Raw genomic sequence first — 18,944 nt, 5'->3', positions numbered from 1 at the left:
CGGTACCCTGACACGATGCGGATCCTGGTTGTCGACAACTACGACAGCTTCGTGTTCAACCTGGTGCAGTACCTAGGACAACTCGGCGTCGAGGCACAGGTGTGGCGCAACGACGATGCGCGGTTGTCCGAGGAATCCGCGGTCCCCACCGAGTTCGATGGCGTTCTGCTGAGCCCGGGCCCCGGCACCCCGGAACGGGCGGGCGCGTCGGTTCCCCTCGTCCGCGCGTGCGCCGCGGCGCGCACCCCACTGCTCGGAGTCTGCCTGGGACACCAGGCAATCGGCGTCGCGTTCGGCGCCACCGTCGACCGTGCGCCGGAGTTGCTGCACGGCAAGACCAGCAGCGTGTATCACACCAATGCCGGTGTCCTGCAAGGGCTTCCGGATCCATTCACCGCGACCCGGTACCACTCACTGACGATTCTGCCCGACTCGTTGCCGCCGGTGCTCGAGGTCACGGCCCAGACCCGCAGCGGCGTCATCATGGCCGTGCGGCACACCGAGTTGCCGATCCACGGCGTCCAGTTCCATCCCGAGTCGATCCTGACCGAGGGCGGCCACCGCATGCTGGCCAACTGGCTCGCCTACTGCGGGTGGGCGCGCAACGACACGCTGGTCCGCAGGTTGGAGAACGAGGTGCGCGCCGCGGTGCGGCCGCAGTTGCCGGCGGATCCCGCCGCTACTGGCCGAACTTCAGCGTGACGACCCCGTCGCGGTTGCAACCGGCCCCGGCGGGCGGATTCTGGTAGACCACCCGGTGGGACTGGGAACCGCCGGCGTCGACGTCGGGACCCTTGTCCAGGAACCCCGTCCAGCCCAGCGCCCGAAGGCGTGGTTCCGCGTCGGCCCAGAACATGCCGGACAGGTCGGGCATGACGAACTGGTTGCCCTTGGACACCTGCAGTTCGATGACGGAATCGACCGGAACTGTCTGGCCCTTGGGCGGATTGGTGCCGACCACTTCGCCGGCCGGACGCGGACTGTCCACTGAGGCCTGGCTGAACTTGGTGAAGCCATAGACGTTCAGGTTCTTTTGCGCCGCGTCCACCGTCTGCCCGGCGACGTCGGGCAACTGCTTGGTCTCCGGCCCCGAGCCGACGATGATCGTGACGACGTTGGTGATCGCCGAGGTCTGGTTGGCCGGAGGGTTGGTCCCGATGACCTTGCCGATGAGGTCCGGCGTCGACGGCGAGTTGGCCTGCTTGAACTTGCTGAAACCGGCGGCGGTCAGCTTCTTGACCGCATCCGAGTAGCTCAGCGAGGAGACGTCCGGTAGTTCGCGTTGCTCGGGACCGGTGGAGACGTTGATGGTGATCTCGTCGCCCGCGCTCACCGAGGCATTGGCGCCGGGGTCGGTGCTGATGACGTGGTCGGGCGGGATCGTCGAGTCGGGCTTCTGCAGGGTGCGCGTCTTGAAGCCGCGATTCTGCAGCGCGGCGATCGCGTCGGCGGAGACTTGGCCCCGCATGTCGGGCACTTGAACGTCGCGGGTACTGCCACCGAAGGTGTTGAAGGCGATGACGACGACGATCGTCAGCACCGCCAGCACGGCGACCGCGACGACCCAGCGACCGATCGAACCGCCCATCCGATCGTCGTCGGCACGGTCCAGCGGCTGGCGAGGCAGTGGGTCGGTCCGCGGGCCGCCGAGGTTCGGGCCCGTCGACGTCAGCAACGAGCTCCGGTCGGCATCGGTGAGGACCTTGGGCGCCTCGGGCGGCTCGCCGTTGTGCACGCGAACCAGATCGGCGCGCATCTCCGCGGCGGTCTGATAGCGATTGTCCGGGTTCTTGGCCAATGCCTTGAGGACGACGGCGTCAAGGTCGGCGGAGATGCCCTCGTGCCGCGCCGACGGTGGAATCGGGTCTTCGCGCACATGCTGGTAGGCGACCGAGACGGGCGAGTCGCCGGTGAAAGGTGGCTCGCCAGTAAGGATTTCGTACAGCACACAGCCCAACGAGTACACGTCGGATCGGGCGTCGACCGTATCGCCGCGGGCCTGCTCGGGTGAGAGGTATTGGGCGGTCCCGATCACGGCGGCGGTCTGGGTGACGCTGTTGCTGTCGGCGATCGCGCGCGCGATGCCGAAGTCCATCACCTTCACCGCGTTGGTCGTGCTGATCATGATGTTCGCCGGCTTGACATCGCGGTGAATGATGCCGTTCTGGTGGCTGAAGTTCAGCGCCTGGCAGGCGTCGGCGATGATCTCGATCGCGCGGCGGGGCGGGAGCGGTCCGTCGGTGTGCACGATGTCGCGCAGCGTGACGCCATCGACGTACTCCATGACGATGTAGGGCAGCGGGCCCGCGGCGGTCTCCGCCTCGCCGGTGTCGTACACCGCGACGATCGACGGGTGATTCAGCGCCGCGGCGTTCTGCGCCTCCCGCCGGAAGCGCAGATAAAAGCTCGGGTCACGGGCCAGGTCGGCGCGCAGCACCTTGACCGCGACGTCGCGGTGGAGGCGAACGTCGCGGGCCAAGTGAACCTCGGACATACCCCCGAAACCGAGGATGTCACCGAGTTCGTAGCGGTCGGACAGGTGCTGCGGGGTTGTCATTGCGGTATCTCGTACTGGGCCGGCGACGCGCTGGGTGTAAAGGGGATTTCCCAGCCGGGTTCGGGTCGCCCGCTCCGCAGTCCAGAATTACCTATCGTCGGTCGATCCGTCCAATTAATCCGCAGGCCGGGGCCCGCACCGCTCGGGGTCTTCGTCGCCGGCGGGGTCCCGGTGTCGGTGACGGTCGGGGCGGGTGTCTGCTGCTGCTCGTTCTCCGTGCGGGAATTGATGACGATGAGCACCGCAATGATGATCGCCAGCGCACCAAGCACCCCGGCCGCCCACAGCAGCGCGCGCTGACCCGATGAGAACGTCCGCCGGGGCGCGGGCGTCCGGTGGCCGCCAGTCGAAGGCCGGGATCGGCGGGGCGGCGGGGTCCGGCCCGTGACGGTGGCCGCCCTGGTCGTCGCACCGGAGGAGATCGCGACCGGCGAGGCCCGACCGGCCGGCGGTGACTGGCTCGGCCGCGGCGGGCGTCGTCCGGCACGTACGGCGGCGACGGCGTCGGCGAACGGTCCCCCGCTGCGGTAGCGCATACCGGGGTTCTTGACCAACGTGATCTCGATGAGTTCGCGCACGTTGGGCGGAAGTTCGGACGGAAGCGGCGGCGGGGGTTCCTTGATGTGCTTCATCGCAACGGTCAGGGCGCCGTCACCGGTGAACGGCCGCTTGCCCGAAACCACTTCGTACCCAACGACTCCCAGCGAGTAGACATCGCTGGCGGGGGTGGCGTCGTGGCCCAGGGCTTGCTCAGGCGCGATGTATTGCGCGGTGCCCATCACCATGCCGGTCTGGGTCACCGGCGCGGCGTCGACGGCCTTGGCGATACCGAAGTCGGTGATCTTCACCTGCCCGGTGGGGGTGATCAAGATGTTGCCCGGTTTGACGTCGCGGTGCACCAGGCCGGCAGCGTGCGCGACTTGCAACGCGCGGCCCGTCTGCTCGAGCATGTCCAGCGCGTGCCGCAGCGACAGCCGCCCGGTGCGTTTGAGCACCGAATTCAGCGGTTCGCCGTTGACCAGCTCCATCACCAGGTAAGCGGTACGGCCCTCCCCGTCCATCTGGCTCTCGCCGTAGTCGTGGACGCTGGCGATTCCGGGGTGGTTGAGCATCGCGGTGGTGCGCGCCTCCGCGCGGAACCGCTCGATGAACTCGGGATCCTGAGAGAACTCGCCCTTGAGTACCTTGACCGCAACGCGCCGGCCCAGCCGGCTGTCGACCGCCTCCCACACTTGGCCCATGCCACCGGTGGCGATCAGGCGCTGCAGGCGGTACCTGCCAGACAGCGTCACACCAACTCGCGGGCTCATGGTCCTCCCTGCAGCGCGGCTTCGATGACTGCCCGCCCGATCGGTGCTGCGAGTGCACCGCCGGTCGCGGACAGGCGGTCGGCGCCGTTCTCCACTAGCACCGCCACGGCCACCTTCGGTGATTGTGCGGGCGCGAAGGCGATGTACCACGCGTGCGGCGGAGTGTGCCGCGGGTCGGTGCCATGCTCTGCGGTACCAGTTTTGGATGCGATCTGCACGCCGGGAATGGCCCCTTTCTGTTGTGCGACCTTCTCGGCGCCGACCATCAGCTCTGTTAGCTTAGCGGCGACCTGCGGCGACACGGCGCGGCGCTGTTGGTAGGGCGCGGTGGTACTGATGTTGGCCAGGTCTGGACCCTTGAGGCTATCGATCAAGTAGGGCTGCATCGTCACCCCGTTGTTCGCGATGGTCGCGGCGACCTCCGCGTTTTCCAGCGGCGTCAGCGCGACGTCCTTCTGACCGATGCTCGACATGCCCAGCGCGGCAGCGTCCGGGATTATGCCGACCGTCGACTCCGCGACCTGCAGCGGAATGACACTCGGGGTGCTGTCCAGGCCGAACGAACGGGCCATGCTGCGCAGCGCGTCGGCGCCGGTGAGCATTCCCAACTGGACGAATGCGGTGTTGCACGACAGGGCGAAGGCCTCGCTGAGCGGTACGGTCGCCGCGTTGCCGTTGCCGCAGGACGTGCCGCCATAGTTCTCCAGCGTGGCGGTGCTGTCGGGCAACGGAATCGTCGGCGCCGCGGTCAACTGCTCTGAGTCGGTGGCTCCGGCCTGCAGGGCCGCGGCGGTGGTGATCACCTTGAACGTCGAACCGGGCGGGTACGTCTCGGAGATGGCCCGGTTGGTCAGCGGACTGTCCACGTCGTCGCGGAGCCGCTGCCACGCCTGCGCCTGCACCTCCGGGTCATGCGACGCCAGCAGGTTGGGGTCATAGGACGGCGACGACACCATGGCCAAAATCTTGCCGGTGGACGGCTCCAGGGCGACGACGGCTCCCTTGCACGGCGGCCCACCGCAGCCCTGCTGCATCGCATCCCAGCCGGCCTGCTGGACGTGCGGGTTGATCGTGGTGTCGACGTTGCCGCCGCGCGGATCGCGACCGGTGAAGAAGTCGGCCAGCCGCCGCCCGAACAGCCGCTCGTCGGACCCATTGAGCAGCGGGTCCTCGGCTCGCTCCAGGCCCGAGCTGGAATAGCGCAGGGAGTAGAAGCCGGTGATCGGTGCGTACACAGCGGGATTGGGATACACCCGCAGAAATCGGAAATGGCTGTCGGTGGCCACCGAATAGGCCAGCAGCTGGCCGCCCGCGATGATCTGGCCGCGCTGGCGCGAGTACTCGTCGAGCAGGACTCGCTGGTTGCGCGGGTCGGCGCGCAACCCGTCGGCGGCGAAGACCTGCGTCATGGTGGCGTTGAGCAGCAGCAGCACGATCAACGCCATCACGGTCACCGAGATCCGACGCAGAGAGGCGTTCATACCCGCTCGATCACTTCGGTGCCGGCCGCCGCGATGGGCGACTTGTTGCGTGCGCGGGTGCGCAGTGGACGCCGGGCGCTGTGCGAGATGCGCGCCAGAATCCCCAGCAGCACATAGTTCGCCAGCAGTGACGACCCGCCGTAAGACATCCACGGGGTGGTCAACCCGGTCAGCGGAATGAGCTGGGTTACCCCACCGACCACGATGAACAGCTGAATGGCCAACGTCGACGCCAGGCCGGCGGCCAACAGCTTGCCGAAGCTTTCCCGCGTCGCGATCGCGGTGCGCAGGCCGCGGACGAGGACGATCGTGTAGAGCATCAGGATGCTGGCGAGTCCGACCAGTCCGAGTTCTTCACCGAACGCGGCGATGATGAAATCGGTAGACGCCGCCGGCACGGTGTCGGGTTGACCGTTTCCCAGCCCGGTGCCGAAGATGCCGCCGGTAGCAAAGCTGAACAACGACTGCACAATCTGATATCCGTGGCCGTCGGGGTCGGCGAAGGGGTCCCACCACGTCTGCACGCGAACCCGGACGTGCTCGAAAATGAAATACGCCACAACGCTTCCCGCCGCGAACAGCACCAGGCCGATGACGACCCAACCGAAACGCTGGGTGGCGAGGTACACCACCACCAGGAACGACGCATAAAGCAGCAGCGAAGTGCCGAGATCTTTCTCGAAGACCATCACGCCTATCGAGATCACCCAGGCCGCCAGCAGCGGCGCGAGGTCGCGTGCGCGGGGCACGTTCAAGCCCATGAAATGCCGACCGACGCTGGTGAACAGGCCGCGCTTGGCGACCAGCACCGCGGAGAAGAAAATCAGCAGCAGAATCTTGGAGAATTCGGCGGGCTGAATTGAGAAGCCCGGGAAGCGAATCCAGATTTTGGCGCCGTTCTCTTCGGACAGCGACGCTGGCAGCAGCGCGGGGATTAGCAAGAAAACCAGGCCCGCGAACCCGCAGACGTAGCCGTAGCGCGCGAGTTGCCGGTGGTCCTTCAAAAAGGTGACCACGAGCGCGAACGCGGCCACCCCGACCAGCGTCCACAGCATCTGCTGGGTTGCGCTGGGGTGATGGCGACCGCTCAACTCGTTGTTGACGATGTCCAGCCGGTGGATCATCACCAAGCCAAGTCCGTTGAGCAAGGCCACAATTGGCAGCAGCAGCGGGTCGGTGTAGGGCGCGAAACGCCTAACGGCAAGATGCGCGCTTCCGAACACGACCAGAAAAACCAGCCCGTAGGTTGTCAGATCCCAGCGCAGGCCGCGCTGCTGGTTCGCCTCGACGATCAGCAGCGCGGCGACGGTGATCACGGCGGCGAAGCACAACAACAGCAGTTCGGCGTTGCGTCGAGTCGGCAGCGGAGGCGTGACCGCAACCGGCGGCTGGACCTGCGTGGTCATGCGGCCGCCCGGCAGTCGATGCCCGGCTGAGGTGGGGGTGGCGGGAGTGTGGTGACCGTCTGGGAAATGGTCGGGGGCGGGGTGGTCGGGGGCCCTGCCGGCGAAGTGGTCGCGGGGGCGCTCGTGGGAGTCGGACTGCTAGGTGAGGTGCCGCTGGAGGTGGTGGGCGCTGTGGCGCTTGGTTCTGGCGTCCCGCTGGTGGCCGGGGCCCCGGGCGGGGAGGTGGCGCGAGGCGGGGGGCAGGCCGGCAGCAGGGAGTTGGCGGACAACTCGCGTAACTGCCCGATGGCGTCGTCGAGAGTGCCGCCCGGAAGCCCGGCCTGAACCTGGGCGCGTTCCGCGGGACGCAGGTCCTGCAATCGCATCAGGCGACAGTCGAGGTGCCCTCCGGACTGGCTATAGCTGATGAGCGACAGTTCATTGCGCGCGTTGAGACAGCCCACCAAATAAGGATCGTGCAGTGACACGCCAAGCATCGATCCTTGAATTCCCCGCACGATCGAGACGATGCCGTTGTATTCGGCGACGTAGTAGTTGCTTCGGATTACGGTGCGCACGATGGCCAGGCCCGCAAGCACCAGCAGGACGATCAGCGTCACAAAGATAAACATCCTGCGCCGCGGCCACCGCGGCCGGCTTGGCGTTTCTTCTTGTGGTGCAACGCGTTTCGCGGCCTCTTTGCGAGGGCTGATCGCGGAAGCCCGGCCGGCCGATGTGTTGGGCAGGGTGGTCAATTGGTCTTCTTCACCCGACACCGCCCCCGCGAGGATCGGCTGGGTCTGGCCGTAGTCGTAGTCGACGACGTCGGCCACTACGACCGTCACGTTGTCGGGTCCGCCGCCACGCAACGCCAATTCGATGAGGCGGTAAGCGCTTTCGGCGACATCGGGGATCTGCAGCGCCTCGAGGATGGTTTCATCGCTGACCGGGTCGGACAACCCGTCCGAGCAGAGCAGGTAGCGATCACCGGCCCGCGCTTCCCGCATGGTCAACGTGGGCTCGACCTCGTGGCCGGTCAGCGCCCGCATGATCAGAGATCGTTGCGGGTGGCTGTGTGCCTCTTCCCGCGTGATGCGTCCTTCGTCCACCAGGGTTTGGACAAAGGTGTCGTCCTTGGTGATCTGCGTGAGCTCGCCGTCGCGCAGCAGATAGCCGCGCGAGTCCCCGATGTGCACCAACCCAATACGGTTGCCCGCGAACAAGATTGCGGTGAGCGTGGTGCCCATCCCCTCGAGCTCGGGTTCCATCTCGACCTGCGCGGCGATAGCCGAGTTGCCGGCGCGCACCGCCGCGTCGAGCTTGGCGAGCAGGTCACCGCCCGGTTCGTCGTCGTCGAGATGGGCCAGCGCGGCGATCACCAATTGAGACGCCACTTCGCCGGCGGCGTGGCCGCCCATGCCATCGGCCAGCGCCAATAGCCGTGCGCCGGCATAGACGGAGTCTTCGTTGTTGGCGCGTACCAGGCCGCGATCGCTGCGGGCGGCATATCGCAGGACCAGGGTCACGGGCGCAACTCGATTGCCGTTTTGCCGATCCGAACCGGCGTTGCTATTGGGACTCGTACCGCAGTCGTCACCTTCGCCCTGTCAAGGTAAGTGCCGTTGGTCGATCCTAGATCCTCGACGTACCATTCCGAGCCGCGCTGGGACAGCCTGGCGTGCCGTGTCGAGGCGTAGTCATCGGTCAGCACCAGTGTCGAATCGTCAGCGCGCCCGATGAGCACGGGCTGCCCGCTGAGCGTGATTCGCGCGCCCGCCAGTGAACCCTCGGTCACCACCAAATAGCGGGCAGCGTGGCGGCGCTGCCGCGAGGGTAGGAGCGTGCCCCGCAGCGCCAACCCGCGACGCACCATGACAGCACCGGTGGGTGCGTAGATGTCGGTCCGCAAGATGCGCAGCACCGACCAGATGAATACCCATAACAACATTAGAAATCCGGCACGCGTCAGTTGCAGTACTAGTCCCTGCATCTGGCGTCCTTTCCGTCCTGGCGTCGCACCCCTCGCATCGGTGACGCCGAGCACATCAGCAACGTCACGATACTTGGACGGTGGTCGGCGCGGGGCGAAGCACGGCAGCTTTGAGCCCGCTGCGTTCAGTGGATCCGAACGATGATCTCCGAGTGGCCCAAACGGATGACGTCGCCATCGGCCAACTGCCACTCCTGTACCGGCGCGTTGTTGACGGTCGTGCCGTTAGTGGAATTGAGGTCGGTCAGCAGCGCCACGTGTCCATCCCAGCGGATTTCAAGATGACGGCGCGACACACCGGTGTCGGGCAACCGGAACTGGGCGTCCTGTCCGCGGCCCACGATGTTGGCACCTTCGCGCAGCTGATAGGTCCGACCGCTGCCGTCGTCGAGCTGCAGGGTGACCGAAGTCCCGGCGGCGCCGTAGCCGCCCTGCGCGTAACCGCCGTAGCCGCCGCTCGCGGGTTGACCGTAATCGGCCGCCTGGCCGTAGTCGGCTGATTGCCCGTACTCGTAGTCGCGCGACGGCGGTTCGGCGTATCCGCCGGCGGGAGGGGCGTACCCGCCGCCCCCGCCCGGAATGTGTTCGGCGTACTGGGTGTAGTCGCCTTGCCCGTAGTCCTGCTGGCCATACTCTTGCTGGCCGTACTCCGGCTGGGCGTACTCCTGCTGCCCGTATCCCTGGCCGCCACCCTGCTGGTAACCCTGGTCGTAGCCGGCGCCCTGGTCGGGGTAAGGCGGTCGAGCCTGTTCCGGTGCGCCTTGCGGCGGTGCGTAGCCGGCGTCGTCCTGGCGAGCCGGCCCACGACCGTATTCGCCGTAACCGCTGCCGTAGCCCGGCTGGCCGCCTGCGGGCTGACCGCCGCCGGGAGGTCCGTAGCCACCTCCTTGGCGGTAGCCCTGGTCGTAGCCCGGGCCGCCGTAGCCGCCGCCGGGCGCCGGGGGGCGCTGCTCATACGGCGGCGGGGGGCCGCCCTGGCCCTGGTCGGGGTAGCCGCGGCCCTGGTCTTGGTAGCCGCGCTGATCGGGGTAACCGCCTTGATCGGGGTAGCCGCCGCGCTGGTCTTGGTAGCCGCCCTGGTCGGGGTAGCCGCCGCGCTGGTCTTGGTAGCCGCCCTGGTCGGGGTAGCCGCCGCGCTGGTCTGGGTAACCGCCCTGCTCGGGGTGGCGAGGCGGTGGATAGCCACCTTGGGGTGGGTAGCCGCCCTGCTCCGGTGGATATCCACCTCGTGGGTCGGCGCCGCCCTGCGGGTCCTGGCCGCCGCGCTGATCGTCTTGCGGACGCGCGTAGCGCTCGTCGTAGTAGTCGTCGCCGGGCCGCCCCTGCCCCTGACCGCCGCGGTAGCTCGAATTGTCAGTCATTGGTGGTACTCCTGGTTCTGCGCTGAACGCCTGATTTGATTGTGGCCGGGCGGGCTCGTTGTCCGTCGGGCGGGGCTCGACATCGGGGTTGACAGCACCGCGGGCGCGGAACTGGCCGGTGTGCAGGTTCGGCGACTGCTCGAACCGAACCACAACCTCACCATACGTTTGCCACCCCTGTTCATAGATATAGTCAGCCAAGTACCTAGCGAAAACGCTCGACGTGAGATCGGGATCCGCGCGCACTTTCTCGAAGTCGTGCATACCGAGGGTAATGATGTATTCGTTGGGGGCCAAAAAACGATTGCCCTGAAGTGGCCGCACGCCGTCTTCGGCTTCGCGGCGCAATAGGGCCTCGACCTCTTGCGGAACTATCGATCCCCCGAACACTCGTGCAAACGCATCGCCGACAGTCGCCTCGAGTTTGCGCTCGAGCCGCGCAACGAGCCCTTTGTGGCTACTCATGTTTCAGCGCTCGCCCGCACTTGTCTCGGCATGTCGGCGGCGCAAGGCAAACGCCTCGCCCGCATGTCGCATCACTCAAGCATGGTATCGGGACACCTCCACGCTGCGGCACCGTGAGAACTCTGAGAATCGCATCACGGCAGCTCAGTACGGGCTGCGCCCCGGCGCAAGCGCTCTTGGGCCCACGCGAGCGGCTGGGGCACGCGGCCACTACAGTGGTATGGTCCTTCGGTTGTTTCCCCGGGCGAGTGGCGGAATGGCAGACGCGCTGGCTTCAGGTGCCAGTGTCCTTCGGGACGTGGGGGTTCAAGTCCCCCTTCGCCCACCGAGCGGTTCGCACCGCGACGTGTTCGGCCCTCGGGCCGGTTTTGTGTTGCAGTGCCTCAGTTTTGGGAGCGCGGCAGTGGATCGTCGCCCTCGTGATCAGAGGGACGGTGCCGCTGACGATAAAGGCGATCAGCGCAACCTTGAGGACCAGCGTCATATCAACGCGGATCCTCCGGCTGCGTCATCGCCCACCCCTTGACCTCGGCGGTCACCGGGTCGGTGATGTCGTCGAATTCGGGATGCTTTTTGAGCACCGTCTCAACCATCGAGCACACCGGAACAATGCGTTTGCCTTCGTCGCGGGCGGCGTTGAGCGCCTCTTCGACGAGGATGGTCGCCAGCCCCCGTCCGCCGAATTCGGGATCGACGACGGTGTGGTGGAAGACGCGCTGGTTGCCGCGGTCCGCATAGTCGGCATGGCCGACGGTCCGCCCTTCGACGGCAATCGTGTAGGTCTGGTGCCCCGCGGTGACGGTGGTCGGTGCACCCGTCTTGTCTGTTGTCATTAGGGATCCTTTCTCTCCGGTATGGATCGCGGCCGCAGCCGTGCCGTCGGCAGGGGCGGCGCCGGCAGTCGGTCGACCGAGCCCTGGTAGCCGCGGACAGCGCCGAAGCGCTCGTCGGCGTTCTCCCACTGTTGGCGATAGCTGACGATGTCGTCGTGACTGCGCCCGACGAAGTTCCACCACATCACGAGCTCCTCGGTGAAGGGCGCCCCGCCCAGCAGCAGCACCCGCGCGGGTCCGTCCCCCGTGTTCTGCAGCCGCAGCGACGAGCTACCGGCACCTTGATAACCGAGGTCGGCGACCCCGAGAGCGGTGCCGCCGAGCCGCACGGCACCGACGTCGCACAGCACGCCGTGTTCGAATGCGGGGTCGACGTCGAGGTCGAGCCGAGCGTTCGCATCCAGGTCGAGCTGGGCGCCGAGTAGCGGTGTGAAGGTCTGCACGGGCGAACGGCCGCCTGCCAGCTCCCCGAGGAAGACCCGCGCTACCGCGCCGGGCAGCGAAATCGGCGGGGGCGCATGGTGGGCGAAATCGCGCCCAGTCTCGCGATCAGAATCCGGAAGTGCCACCCACAGCTGTGCGCCATGCAAGACAGCGCCCGTATCCACCGATACTTCGGAATGACAAATGCCCGCGCCCGCCGTCATCAGGTTAAGTTCGCCGGGGCGGACCATGGCGTGCACGCCGGCACTGTCGCGGTGCTCCACTTCCCCGCTGAACAACCAACTCACGGTCTGTAGTCCCGTGTGCGGGTGCGGCGGCACGTCCATGCTCGCCCGGACGGGGCCGTAGTGGTCGATAAAACACCACGCGCCGATCAGCGAGCGTTGCCGTTGCGGCAGGGTTCGCTGTACCCGGATTGCTCGCGGCCCGCCCAGCGGAACTTCTCGTGGATGCAGCACCTCGATGCCCGCGACCCGTGAAGCGCTGCAGGCTACTTCGGTCGGCGCGGCTTCAAGATTGCTCATCGTTCACCCTCCGTCCGGGGGGTTGAGACGGCGTCAATACAGCGACGATACCCAAGCCCCGCTACCGGCCCGGCGGGCGCAGCACCTTCATTGCGAGCCGCATGACCGGTTCAGGGACCCGATCCTGCATCGACAACGCGGCCTCAGCGGCGCGAGATCGCGACAGCGCGCCGCGACCGAAGACCCGGTTCAGCGGCCCCCCGGACGGCTCGATCACCACATGCAGCGGCGGCGTACCCACGGCGGCGCCTAACGCGTTCGAAATGACCATCCGCTGGATCTCGCTAGTGCCTTCAAAGATGGTGTACAGCTTGGCATCTCGATACCACTTCTCCACCGGATGATCGGTGATGTAGCCCCAGCCGCCCAAGACCTGGATGGCGCATTCGGTGGCCTTGACGGCCACCTCGCTGGACGCGAGTTTCGACATCGACCCCTCGCCCCGCTCGAAGGGGACGTTATTGGCCGCCATCCACGAGGCACGCCAAGTCAGCAGCCGAGCGGCGTCGATCTGGGTGGCAAGGTCGGCGAGCGGGAATGCGATGCCCTGGTTGTCGATAATGGGTCCGCCGAACGCCTCTCGTTCGGTGGCGTAGGACGTCGCGTACTCCAATGCGGCGCGCGCGATTCCGATTGCCTGGGCGGCGACCATCGGGCGCGTCTGTTCGAAGGTGCCCAAAGTCGCCGAGCCGGAACGTTCTCCGCCCGCCACCGCTTCGCGCGCCTTGGCGAGCTTGTGTTCGAGTTTGTCTTGCCCGCCAAGGAGGTTGTCGCCGGGAATCCGGACGTCCTCCAACATCAACTCGGCGGTGTGGGAGGCCCGACAGCCGAGCTTGTCGAGCTTTCGCACCATTTTCAGTCCGGGGGTACCGCCCGGGATCACGAACAGTGCCTGACCGCGGTGGCCGAGTTCCTCGTCGACTACCGCATTGACCACGTGCACGTTGGCGATGCCGCCATTGCCGATCCACATTTTGTGGCCGTCGATAACCCAGTCGTCTCCGTCGCGGCGAGCATGGGTGCGCAGGTTGCGGACGTCGCTGCCGCCTTCGGGTTCGGAGATCGCCAGCGCCGCGAGTTTGAGATCCCCTGGTGTACCGAAACATTCGGGCGCCCACTGCAACATCTGCTCGGGGGAAGCGGCTTGACCGATCGCCGACAGCGCCAGGGCCGGCATGACGATGGCCAAACCGATCCCCGCGCAGCCCCAAAACAGCTCCTCCATGAACATCGGCAAGGAGACGCCGGTCGAATCACCGATCAAGTCGCGGTAAAACAAAGGGCTGTAGAAGCCGCGCCGGGCCGCCTCCTCCAGCACCGGCCAGGGAAACTCCTGCCGCTGGTCGTAGTCGAGCGCGACCGGACGAATCACTTCCTCGGCGAACTCGTGGGTGCGCCGGGCCAGATCGTGTTGCGCGGCCGTCGGAGTGAGGTCGAACGTCATGGATGCGCTCTACCCGGTCGGCCGGGTCAGCAAACGGCTGGCCGGCCAGACATTGCACGCGTCAGGCGGCCGAACGGGGCCCGACTTGGGCGAGCGGTAGGTGCACCACCACCGCGGGTACCGCAACGACGTCATGCTCGCGGCGCGCCAGCAGCGCCGCGTTCTCGGGCAGCTGTCGGGAATTGATCTCTCCGGCGGCGATACGCCGGAGAACGTCGTGGGCGCGGGCGAGCTGGTCGCGCTTGCGGTATTGCCCACCCGGCAGTTTCACGCCGGCCCACACCCCGTCGATGGTGTCCGGCATGATGCAACCGCTGCAGGATGCGTTCAAGGCGCCGATGGAGGCGGTTCAAAGCTTCGGGAGCATGCCGCAGGGGCTCATGTCGTCAATGACGGGGATGTTCTCTGCAGCCGGGGCGCCCAATGCGGCTTCGGCGGGTGCGCTTGCGGAACCCGTACTGGCCGGTGCCGGCGGCGCGGGCGGAGCCGGTGCCGCGGGCGTGGGTGGCGTGGGCGGTGGAGTCGGCGGGTTCCCGGGTACCGCACTCACCAGCTATACGCGCCCCACTAGCAGTTTCGAGCCGGAGACCGGCGGCAGGCCGACCAGCCTGCGCGCGGGCGTGCTCAACGCCGCCGAGGTGCGCGGTCCCACCGCCTCAACCGGGATGGGCGGTACCGCGATGCCGATGTCGCCTGCGGGCATGCTGGCCCGTGGCGCTGGAGGCGAATCTGACAAGGACGCCGCCGTGACGCGAGCGCGTGTTGTGGTCGGCGGCGACCCGACCGATCCGCAGGACGCGTAGCTCGCTTAGCGACCCGGGCCCGGTGGGCCCGCGAAGGCTTGCGCGATTTCCAGCCATCGCTGCGCGTCCGCACCAACCGCCGCGAGATCCAGGGACCTCAGCGGGCGCCGCTGGGTAACCAGGAAGCAGAAGTCTTCCGCCGAGCCCGCCACACGTTGGACCGCATCCGATGGTCCCCACGACCACGTGTCACCGCCGGGTCCACGCAGCTCGACCAGGAAGGGCTCGACCGGCGGAGTCAGATTGTTGACCATGAACGCGTAATCGCGGGTCCGGACCCCCAGATGGGCAATCGACCGTAGTCGATCTGTGGCGGGCCGCGTAATGCCGAGGGCGTCGGCGACGTCCAGTCCGTGGGCCCAGGTCTCCATCAGCCGCGCGGTGGCCATCGAGGCCGCGCTCATCGGCGGTCCGAACCATGGCAGTTTGCGCCCGTCGGCGACCGAGAGCAGCGCCTCGTGCAACCGGGCGCGCGTCCCCCGCCAGTCGGCAAGCAATTCGGCGGGCGCCACGGTCGCCAGCTCATCGGCACCAGCGTCGACAAAGCCAACGGGATCCGCCGTTGCGGCCGCCAGCAGTTCGGCGAATGCAGCCTCGTCGGTGACCGCGGTCAGGGCAACCCGGTCCGTCCAGAGCAGGTGTCCGATCTGGTGTGCGATGGTCCAGCCGGGCGCCGGCGTGGGGTCGGCCCAGCGGTCGCCCGGAAGCGGCGTCACCAGCGCGTCGAGGTCGTCGCTCTCCGCACGCAAGTCGGCCACGATCGGCCCGGGTCCCGCCATCATCGCCTCACCTTAGCGACCGTTCACGGGTTGGCCGCGCCGGCCGACGATGCTGTGAACGACCAGCCCGAGTAGGTATAGCGCCGATCCGAACAGGACAAACCCGGGCGCGTGCCCGTCTTTGGGAATCACGGTCGCGGCCAACGTGATCGAGACGATAAAGGAAACCCAGAACAATGCGTCCTGTACCGCGAACACGTGGCCGCGCAACGCATCGTCGACATCGATCTGGATCGCCGAATCGGCGCACAGCTTGATCATCTGGCCCGTCACGCCGAGGAAAAAGCTGCACGCCACCATAAGGGGAAGCCACAGCCCCGCCCCGGTGACCTCGATCAGCGCGGCCGCGGTGAGCGCGCCGTTAGCCGCCGCGTAGCGACCCCAGCGCCGGACCGTCGGTGGGGTCAACACCGTCGCCAGGAATGCTCCCAGCCCCGAGGCGCCGAAGAACACCAGCGCGATACCCAGCCCGCCGGCCGCCGGATGTTTCATGTGATGGGCCAGCAACAAGATCAGCAGCGAGTTGATGCCAACCACCATGCGGTGCGCGGCCAGGCCGGACAGTGTTGCTGCCACGGTCGGGTAGCTCACGACCGTGCGCGCGCCGTGCAGCCAGCCGGTGATCACCGCATAGATGGCCGACCCGTGGATCGCGCGTTTGGTGTCGTCGGGGCCGAGCGCCCGAGGCGCGAACCGCCACGACAACAGCAACGCGGTCGCCACCGGGATCGCGGTGAGAAAAATGACGACCGCCGCTCCCCTATCTCCGGCGCCGACGACAAAGCGCGGTACCAGCATGAAGTTGGCGCCGAGAAATGCGGCGACGGCACCGGCGGCGGTGGCGACCGAGTTCATGGTCACCACCTGTTCGCGCGGAACGACATGAGGCAACGATGCCGACAGCCCCGATGCGACGAACCGGCCCAAGCCGTTGGCGACCAATGCTGCGATGAGCAACGGCATTTCGCCGGCCCTGACCGCCAGAATCGTGCCGATTCCGGCGATCAATATCAGGCGGCCGATGTTGGCACCGACGAGGACCAGCCGCCGATCCCAGCGGTCCATCAACGCCCCGGCGAATGGTCCCAGCAGCGAGTAGGGCAGAAACAGCACGGCGAACGCGCGGGCAATCGCCATCGGGTCCGCGGCCCGGTCGGGGTTGAACAGCAGCGCTCCGGCCATCCCCGCCTGGAATAGGCCGTCACCGAACTGACTCGCCATGCGCAGCTGCAGCAATCGCCAGAAATCCGGCAAGCCGCGCACCGACCGCCACAGTTCGACGCGTAGGTGCGTGCGCATCCGGGTTTGAACCACAGAACCGACTTCCACGATTAAGGGCGCGGGCCGACGATCTCGACGCCGCTGCAATAACAGTACAAATATGGCTGGGGCGGGCCCGTTTCCACCGGACGGCGCTGCCGGGGTGCGATGATGGTGACGTGCCGCCTGAAGATCCAGAGGACTATGTCGCACCCGCCGCGCAGCGGGTGCGTGCGGGTACGTTGCTGCTGGCCAACACCGATCTGCTCGAGCCGACGTTTCGGCGCAGCGTGATCTACATCGTCGAACACAATGACGGCGGCACGTTGGGCGTGGTGCTCAACCGATCCAGCGAGACGGCCGTCTACAACGTGTTGCCACAGTGGGCCAAACTCGCCGCCAAACCGAAGACGATGTTCATCGGAGGGCCCGTCAAGCGTGACGCGGCCCTTTGTCTGGCCGCGTTGCGGGTCGGTGCCGACCCGGACGGTGTGCCGGGCCTGCGGCATGTCGCCGGACGGATGGTCATGGTCGATCTGGACGCCGAGCCCGACCTGATCGCGCCCCTGGTGGAGGGAGTGCGAATCTTCGCCGGCTACTCGGGCTGGACCATCGGTCAGCTCGAAGGCGAGATCGAGCGCGACGACTGGATTGTGTTGTCCGCGTTGCCATCCGACGTTCTTGTCGGCCCCAGGGCGGACTTGTGGGGGCAGGTGCTGCGCCGCCAGCCACTTCCGCTTTCGTTGCTTGCGACCCACCCGATCGACATCAGCCGAAACTAAGGGCTCAACCGCTACGCATTTTCAGTTGCAGGCCTGCGTGCACATCGTGCAGTTGCCGGCGCAGCCGGCCGAGGCCGCTTCCCGGCGTAGCGCGAAGCGTGCGCTCTGCCACGATCCGGCGGCGAGTGTGCCGAAAGCGCCTACGACACAGACGATCACCACCACCAACGCGGTCTGCGGGGAGGCGGCCAGCGCGACGACACCGCCCGCGGCCAGCATTATCGCGACGGCCAGCTGTGTCGGCGCCAAGGCGCGCAGCGCTAGCTGCCTGGTGCCGACCGTCTGGCTGTGGGAGAGCGACCAGGTCCCGAATCCCGCGGAAGCCACCGCCGCGCACACGCACACCACACCCGCGATCAGCATGGCCTCACAATACGAGTCCCGCCGTCGATCCGCGCGCCCGGCTCCACAGGGCTCGGGTCGGCGCCGCGTCAGCGCTGCTGGAGGAAACTGAAGTTCGGCAGCGGCGGCAGCCCGGGCACCATGGTCAACAAGTTGGGCCTGGGCTGCGCCGACGGCATTGGCGCGGCGGCTTGTGCGGGCAGTCCGACGGGTGCCGCGTTCGCGGTCTGCCCCGGAAGCCCGACGGGCGCCGCGCTGGCCGTCTGCCCTGGAACCCCGACCGGTGCGTTAGCCGGGGCCCGGGAAGGCGCCGGGGGTGCGGCCACGGGCGCGGGGGACGCGGCCCCGGGCGCAGTCACACGGAACCCGTTGATGATGGCGTCCGTGGCGGGTGCGTCGGCGACCGCCTGCGTGCGATCGGTGGTCACCGACAGCGTGACCAGGTACTTGTCGTGCCCGGACGTCGCGATGACGTTGCGCCGCGAGGTGTTGAGCAACATGTCGCCGTCGCGGTACGTGCCCTCGATGACCGACGACGGGAAGCCGCCGAAATCAGCCATCGACGCGTTCGTGGTCTGCCAGGCGAGCAGCTTCTGGCTGTCGACGTAGCCGTGCGCCATGGCTTCCTTGGGATCGAAGTTGCCGACCAGCTTGTAAACCACGACCTGCGCATTCGACGTGTACACGCTGTTGCCCTGCCGGTCCGCGATCACCGCGAACGCGTCGGGAACGTTGGGGTCGGGTACCTGCGTCCACCGCGGCGGCACCGGCAGGGTGATGTCGAGCGCGTTGAATCCCTGCGGTTTTTGCGCCTCGAGCTTGACGCCCTTCGTTTGCAGGTACTCACGGATGGTCCCGGAGACGGCCGGAGTCGCCGAGGGCGGCACCGGAGCCGCGGCGGCGGGTCCTGGAGCGGCGGGTGCGGCCGCGGTATTGGGCGGAGTGAATGGGTTTGCCGACGGCGGGGTGGCGGTGAATCTGTTCCCGTTGACCGCGCCGGGACTGATGACGTTCTGTGGCGCCGGCGCGGCGGCACCGGGGCCGACGGGCGTCGGTGGGGGTGCTGGAACCAAGGGCTCCGCCGAGGCCTGGGCGCCCGAAAAAACCGCGACGCCGATCAGGCCGGCCACCAGACCCCCTAAAACCCGGTAATTCGGGGTGATCTGAATCATGGCGTCGGTCCT

The 18,944-nt window shown here is 67.3% G+C and carries 16 protein-coding genes, 1 tRNA gene and 2 pseudogenes; 4 read left to right on the top strand and 15 right to left on the bottom strand.

From position 1 onward, the window contains the following. The first annotated feature begins 15 nt into the window (after positions 1–15). Positions 16–702, top strand: a complete 687-nt coding sequence (locus ACQI5H_RS20545; RefSeq protein ID WP_427081145.1) for an aminodeoxychorismate/anthranilate synthase component II — start codon at positions 16–18, stop codon at positions 700–702. On the opposite strand, the gene pknB is transcribed toward ACQI5H_RS20545, so the two are convergent. The 7 genes from pknB to ACQI5H_RS20510 all read right to left on the bottom strand — a co-directional run bounded on the left by pknB (position 680) and on the right by ACQI5H_RS20510 (position 10,549). Continuing rightward, a complete protein-coding gene (gene pknB / locus ACQI5H_RS20540) occupies positions 680–2,557 on the bottom strand; it encodes a Stk1 family PASTA domain-containing Ser/Thr kinase (protein ID WP_427081144.1) in 1,878 nt (625 codons plus the stop codon). The two genes, ACQI5H_RS20545 and pknB, sit on opposite strands and share 23 nt — an antisense overlap. Further along, positions 2,554–3,867 carry a serine/threonine-protein kinase gene (locus ACQI5H_RS20535; protein ID WP_427081143.1) on the bottom strand — a complete coding sequence of 438 codons (1,314 nt, stop codon included), beginning with the start codon at positions 3,865–3,867 and terminating at the stop codon, positions 2,554–2,556. The genes pknB and ACQI5H_RS20535 overlap by 4 nt, the downstream gene beginning before the upstream one ends. Next, the gene (gene pbpA, locus ACQI5H_RS20530; protein WP_427081142.1) at positions 3,864–5,348 is read right to left on the bottom strand and encodes a D,D-transpeptidase PbpA; all 1,485 of its coding nucleotides are present in this window, start codon (positions 5,346–5,348) and stop codon (positions 3,864–3,866) included. The genes ACQI5H_RS20535 and pbpA overlap by 4 nt, the downstream gene beginning before the upstream one ends. Beyond that, positions 5,345–6,754, bottom strand: a complete 1,410-nt coding sequence (locus ACQI5H_RS20525) for an FtsW/RodA/SpoVE family cell cycle protein (RefSeq protein ID WP_427081141.1) — start codon at positions 6,752–6,754, stop codon at positions 5,345–5,347. The genes pbpA and ACQI5H_RS20525 overlap by 4 nt, the downstream gene beginning before the upstream one ends. After that, positions 6,751–8,259, bottom strand: coding sequence for a PP2C family protein-serine/threonine phosphatase (locus ACQI5H_RS20520; protein ID WP_427081140.1), 1,509 nt, complete (start codon positions 8,257–8,259; stop codon positions 6,751–6,753). The genes ACQI5H_RS20525 and ACQI5H_RS20520 overlap by 4 nt, the downstream gene beginning before the upstream one ends. After that, the gene (locus tag ACQI5H_RS20515) at positions 8,256–8,723 is read right to left on the bottom strand and encodes an FHA domain-containing protein FhaB/FipA (RefSeq protein ID WP_076059994.1); all 468 of its coding nucleotides are present in this window, start codon (positions 8,721–8,723) and stop codon (positions 8,256–8,258) included. The genes ACQI5H_RS20520 and ACQI5H_RS20515 overlap by 4 nt, the downstream gene beginning before the upstream one ends. Before the next feature lie 125 nt (positions 8,724–8,848). Continuing rightward, complete coding sequence (locus ACQI5H_RS20510) at positions 8,849–10,549, bottom strand: FhaA domain-containing protein (RefSeq protein ID WP_427081139.1); 1,701 nt, start codon at positions 10,547–10,549, stop codon at positions 8,849–8,851. 242 nt (positions 10,550–10,791) lie between these two features. Here ACQI5H_RS20510 and ACQI5H_RS20505 point away from each other — a divergent pair. Further along, positions 10,792–10,874, top strand: a tRNA-Leu gene (locus ACQI5H_RS20505). Positions 10,875–11,034: 160 nt separating this feature from the next. On the opposite strand, the gene ACQI5H_RS20500 is transcribed toward ACQI5H_RS20505, so the two are convergent. From ACQI5H_RS20500 to ACQI5H_RS20485, 4 genes and pseudogenes are all read right to left on the bottom strand, one after another. Then, positions 11,035–11,382, bottom strand: coding sequence for a GNAT family N-acetyltransferase (locus ACQI5H_RS20500; RefSeq protein WP_427081138.1), 348 nt, complete (start codon positions 11,380–11,382; stop codon positions 11,035–11,037). After that, a pseudogene (locus ACQI5H_RS20495) lies at positions 11,372–12,350 on the bottom strand (pirin family protein); the annotation flags it as partial. The gene ACQI5H_RS20500 and the pseudogene ACQI5H_RS20495, both read right to left, overlap by 11 nt. Positions 12,351–12,411: 61 nt before the next feature. Next, entirely contained in the window at positions 12,412–13,794 is a 1,383-nt protein-coding gene (locus ACQI5H_RS20490; RefSeq protein WP_427081137.1) for an acyl-CoA dehydrogenase family protein, read from the bottom strand. Between the two features lie 61 nt (positions 13,795–13,855). Continuing rightward, positions 13,856–14,080: pseudogene (locus ACQI5H_RS20485) on the bottom strand (transcriptional regulator); the annotation flags it as partial. A 16-nt stretch (positions 14,081–14,096) separates the two neighbouring features. Here ACQI5H_RS20485 and ACQI5H_RS20480 point away from each other — a divergent pair. Further along, positions 14,097–14,597, top strand: a complete 501-nt coding sequence (locus ACQI5H_RS20480) for a hypothetical protein (protein ID WP_427081136.1) — start codon at positions 14,097–14,099, stop codon at positions 14,595–14,597. A gap of 5 nt (positions 14,598–14,602) precedes the next feature. Here the strand turns inward: ACQI5H_RS20480 and ACQI5H_RS20475 are convergent, their stop codons facing one another. Together ACQI5H_RS20475 and ACQI5H_RS20470 are read right to left on the bottom strand one after the other, a co-directional pair. Continuing rightward, positions 14,603–15,376, bottom strand: a complete 774-nt coding sequence (locus ACQI5H_RS20475) for a TIGR03084 family metal-binding protein (protein ID WP_427081183.1) — start codon at positions 15,374–15,376, stop codon at positions 14,603–14,605. A 12-nt stretch (positions 15,377–15,388) separates the two neighbouring features. Continuing rightward, a complete protein-coding gene (locus ACQI5H_RS20470) occupies positions 15,389–16,675 on the bottom strand; it encodes an MFS transporter (protein ID WP_427081182.1) in 1,287 nt (428 codons plus the stop codon). 140 nt (positions 16,676–16,815) lie between these two features. Between ACQI5H_RS20470 and ACQI5H_RS20465 the strand changes: the two genes are divergently transcribed. Continuing rightward, positions 16,816–17,418, top strand: coding sequence for a YqgE/AlgH family protein (locus tag ACQI5H_RS20465; protein WP_076128985.1), 603 nt, complete (start codon positions 16,816–16,818; stop codon positions 17,416–17,418). A gap of 21 nt (positions 17,419–17,439) precedes the next feature. On the opposite strand, the gene ACQI5H_RS20460 is transcribed toward ACQI5H_RS20465, so the two are convergent. Further along, positions 17,440–17,781, bottom strand: coding sequence for a hypothetical protein (locus tag ACQI5H_RS20460; RefSeq protein WP_427081135.1), 342 nt, complete (start codon positions 17,779–17,781; stop codon positions 17,440–17,442). Positions 17,782–17,849: 68 nt separating this feature from the next. After that, entirely contained in the window at positions 17,850–18,932 is a 1,083-nt protein-coding gene (locus ACQI5H_RS20455) for an LpqN/LpqT family lipoprotein (protein ID WP_427081134.1), read from the bottom strand. Between the last annotated feature and the right edge of the window lie 12 nt (positions 18,933–18,944).

Source organism: Mycobacterium heidelbergense, assembly GCF_050205645.1.
In the GTDB taxonomy this organism is placed as follows: Bacteria; Actinomycetota; Actinomycetes; order Mycobacteriales; family Mycobacteriaceae; genus Mycobacterium; species Mycobacterium heidelbergense_A.
The sequence above is the reverse complement of the archived record's forward strand: the minus strand, read 5'-3'. Positions and strand labels throughout refer to the sequence as shown.